At 61.8% G+C, this 2,570-nt stretch carries 4 protein-coding genes; 1 reads left to right on the top strand and 3 read right to left on the bottom strand.

Features of this window, described 5'->3' with window-relative positions:
* On the top strand, positions 1-245 hold a 245-nt coding region (locus tag EOA22_RS30490), incomplete at its 5' end, for a Na+/H+ antiporter NhaA (RefSeq protein WP_206521364.1).
* 14 nt (positions 246-259) lie between these two features.
* On the opposite strand, the gene EOA22_RS30495 is transcribed toward EOA22_RS30490, so the two are convergent.
* The 3 genes from EOA22_RS30495 to EOA22_RS30510 all read right to left on the bottom strand — a co-directional run.
* On the bottom strand, positions 260-760 hold the full coding sequence (locus EOA22_RS30495; RefSeq protein WP_050596417.1) for an MmcB family DNA repair protein: 501 nt from the start codon (positions 758-760) through the stop codon (positions 260-262).
* A gap of 91 nt (positions 761-851) precedes the next feature.
* Positions 852-1,112, bottom strand: a complete 261-nt coding sequence (locus EOA22_RS30500; protein WP_127219059.1) for a hypothetical protein — start codon at positions 1,110-1,112, stop codon at positions 852-854.
* A gap of 941 nt (positions 1,113-2,053) precedes the next feature.
* Positions 2,054-2,570 (bottom strand): OsmC family protein (locus EOA22_RS30510; RefSeq protein WP_348629515.1); only part of this gene is annotated, 517 nt, incomplete at its 5' end.

Below are 2,570 nucleotides of genomic sequence, written 5' to 3' on the forward strand. Positions count from 1 at the left end.
CCGCCCTCCCCGCCAATGCCGGCTGGACGCACATGATCGGCATATCGCTGCTGTGCGGCATCGGCTTCACCATGAGCCTGTTCATCGGCCTGCTCGCCTTCGCCGGCGACGTGGCGCTGCAGGACGCGGTCAAGGTCGGCATCCTCGCCGGCTCCTTCATCGCCGCCATCCTGGGCGCTGCCGTGCTGCTCATGGCGTCCGCTAGGGGTGGCGTGGAGGACGGCGAAGAGGAGAGCCGGCCATAGACTGAAGGACGCCGCTACTCGCTCTCACCCTCCAGCGCCGGCACCGACACGCCGGCAAGCTCCGCCGCCAGCAGCCGCGAAGCGCCGGCCCGCGCGATCCGCAGCATCAGCGCCTTGCGCGTTGCCGCTGCCATGCGGTGCTCGGGCGCATCGCGCAGGATCTCGGCGCCATAGCCGTCGGAAAGGATGAAGCCGCATTCGTGCGGGAAGATCTCCGAGGGTACGCCGGGATGGGTGGCGAAGAAGAAGCGGTCGGAATGCAGCCGGTAGTCGGGCCATTTGCGGTCGACCCTGAAATCCTCGATCGAGGATTTGATCTCGATGATCCAGATATCGCCCTGCCGGGTCAAAGCGACGAGGTCGGCACGGCGGCCGGTGGCCAGCGACAGTTCGGGCAAGACATGCGCGCCCATATCCATGAGCAGCCGCTGCACACCGCGCCGCACCAGCATGGCGCGTTCGGACTGGCGACCGTCGATGAGAGGGTTGATTGGGATGGGCGAGATGATCGGCATGCCAGGCACCATGCCAGATTCTGTTCACGGTTTGAACCTGTTTTATGCAGGCGATTGTATATTCGATATACCCGGATATACCCAAAAGAAGTCAGGCATTGATCCTTGAAAGATTGAGCTTGTGGTGCACACCATCGTTCTCATGGGGACGGGCGGCACAAAATTGAACAGCACTGATGGTGAACAACTGTGGGCCTTTGACCTTGATGCTCTGCGCAAGGCTTTCAGAAAGTCCGTTCAGGAGCATAAAGTCACCACGGCTGATTGGGCGGAGCACGCCAAGCAGTTCCTGGAAAAACAGAGAGATCGTCAGCGCAAATCGACTTGATATGCTGCGCCGGTCAATTTCCATTTGGTAACTTTAAGATAGCAGCGAAAAAGTCTTTGCGCGTCACCAACCAAAGTCAGATGCAACCGCTTTGGTTCCGCGAATTCCGAATGGCATAAGCAGGGAGACGTCACTTCGACACTTTCGTGAAGTGCGCACCCCATCTGCGGGTGATGCATGGCTTTATGTAAATTAGCTAAAGCGAATATAAGAGAAAAGTGATATTTTGGAAGCAGCCGGGGCTCCCCCAATACACCCCGCTCCGGTCAGGCCCGGTGGCGGTCCACCCAAAGGAAGGCTACCGGGCCGATCCCTGCAACCAACCGGTGATCCGCTCGTTGATCCCATGCCGGGTTGATCCCCCGGCACTCCAGGACCTGCCCGCTGCCGAGGGGCGGCGGGCCTTTTTTTGCCGATTGATTGAAGCCCGCAGCGATAGCGAAGGCCCCGGCGGGCGCCGGGACCTTCGCGTTGCTGGTCTCGTCAGAAGTGGATCCAGAAGGATCTGCGGAAACATCTGCGGCGCCAATAGCCATTGCGCCAATAGCGACGGCAGCCCCGCCTCCACCCGCGTCGGCGACGGCGGCGGTGCCATCTGCGGTGCCGCACCAACTCGACGCCATCCTGGACACCGGGACCATCCGGGTCGAGAATATCGTCGGACGGTTTGTCGAGCTCGTCGAGAATGCCGGGCCCCGTATTCGGGATGCCGGCCAAGGCGGTGGCAGGACGCGCGATTGCGACGACGGTCGCAGCCCCTGCCAGCCCAAGCATTCCAGTCAGAAACAATCGCCGATCCATGCCAACCTCCATCGTTGATCATTGCGACAAGGGAAGACATAGAGCGGCTGATTGACGCGCCCAGATGCCGAAGAAAATTGGGTCAATCGCTCTGCCGTGCCGGCGGCGGGCCTTTTTTGGCGATCTCTGACAATCCACGCGGCCAATGCGCCTGTTCCCGGGGATCATTCCTCCGACAAGCCGGCCGTCGTTGCGGCCGTTTCAATGCTCACCGACACGCCCTGGCGCAGGGAGTTGCTGACCGTGGAAATCGCCGCGGCCCTTGTAATGATCTCGGCCGGGTCGGAGCCGTCCAGCGTCGTGCATGAAACCGCCATGGTTGACGAGGTCGCGAGCAAAGGCTTGCCTTCGAGGTTCAGCGTCACGGTCACGGCGATCTTGTCGAGCGTTACGCCCATTTCCTCGGCGACGTAGCGAAGATCGTTGCAGAAGCAGCCGCCGATCGCCAGGGCAAGCAACTGGCCGCCATTGAAGCCCAGGCCCATGCCGCCGGCCTTGCCTTCGGGCCGGTCGACGATGATCGTGTGGCCGCCGGCCCAGCCCATGGCGGCTCGCGTGTCCTCCACATTGCGCAGTTCGACGGTCATCGAGACCATTGCGGATGTCCTCCCGGCAGGAGTCGACCAGGCTTCGGGCGTCGTCGACATACGGTCATTATGCAGGCGCAGAGGCTCCCTTGTC

This window comes from Mesorhizobium sp. M7A.F.Ca.US.014.04.1.1 (genome assembly GCF_003998745.1).
In the GTDB taxonomy this organism is placed as follows: Bacteria; Pseudomonadota; Alphaproteobacteria; order Rhizobiales; family Rhizobiaceae; genus Mesorhizobium; species Mesorhizobium ciceri.

Excerpts from the sequence above, each read along its gene's own strand:
- EOA22_RS30500 (WP_127219059.1), bottom strand. The coding sequence starts at position 1,112 with ATGGAAATTGACCGGCGCAGCATATCAAGTCGATTTGCGCTGACGATC.
- EOA22_RS30495 (WP_050596417.1), bottom strand. The coding sequence starts at position 760 with ATGCCGATCATCTCGCCCATCCCAATCAACCCTCTCATCGACGGTCGC.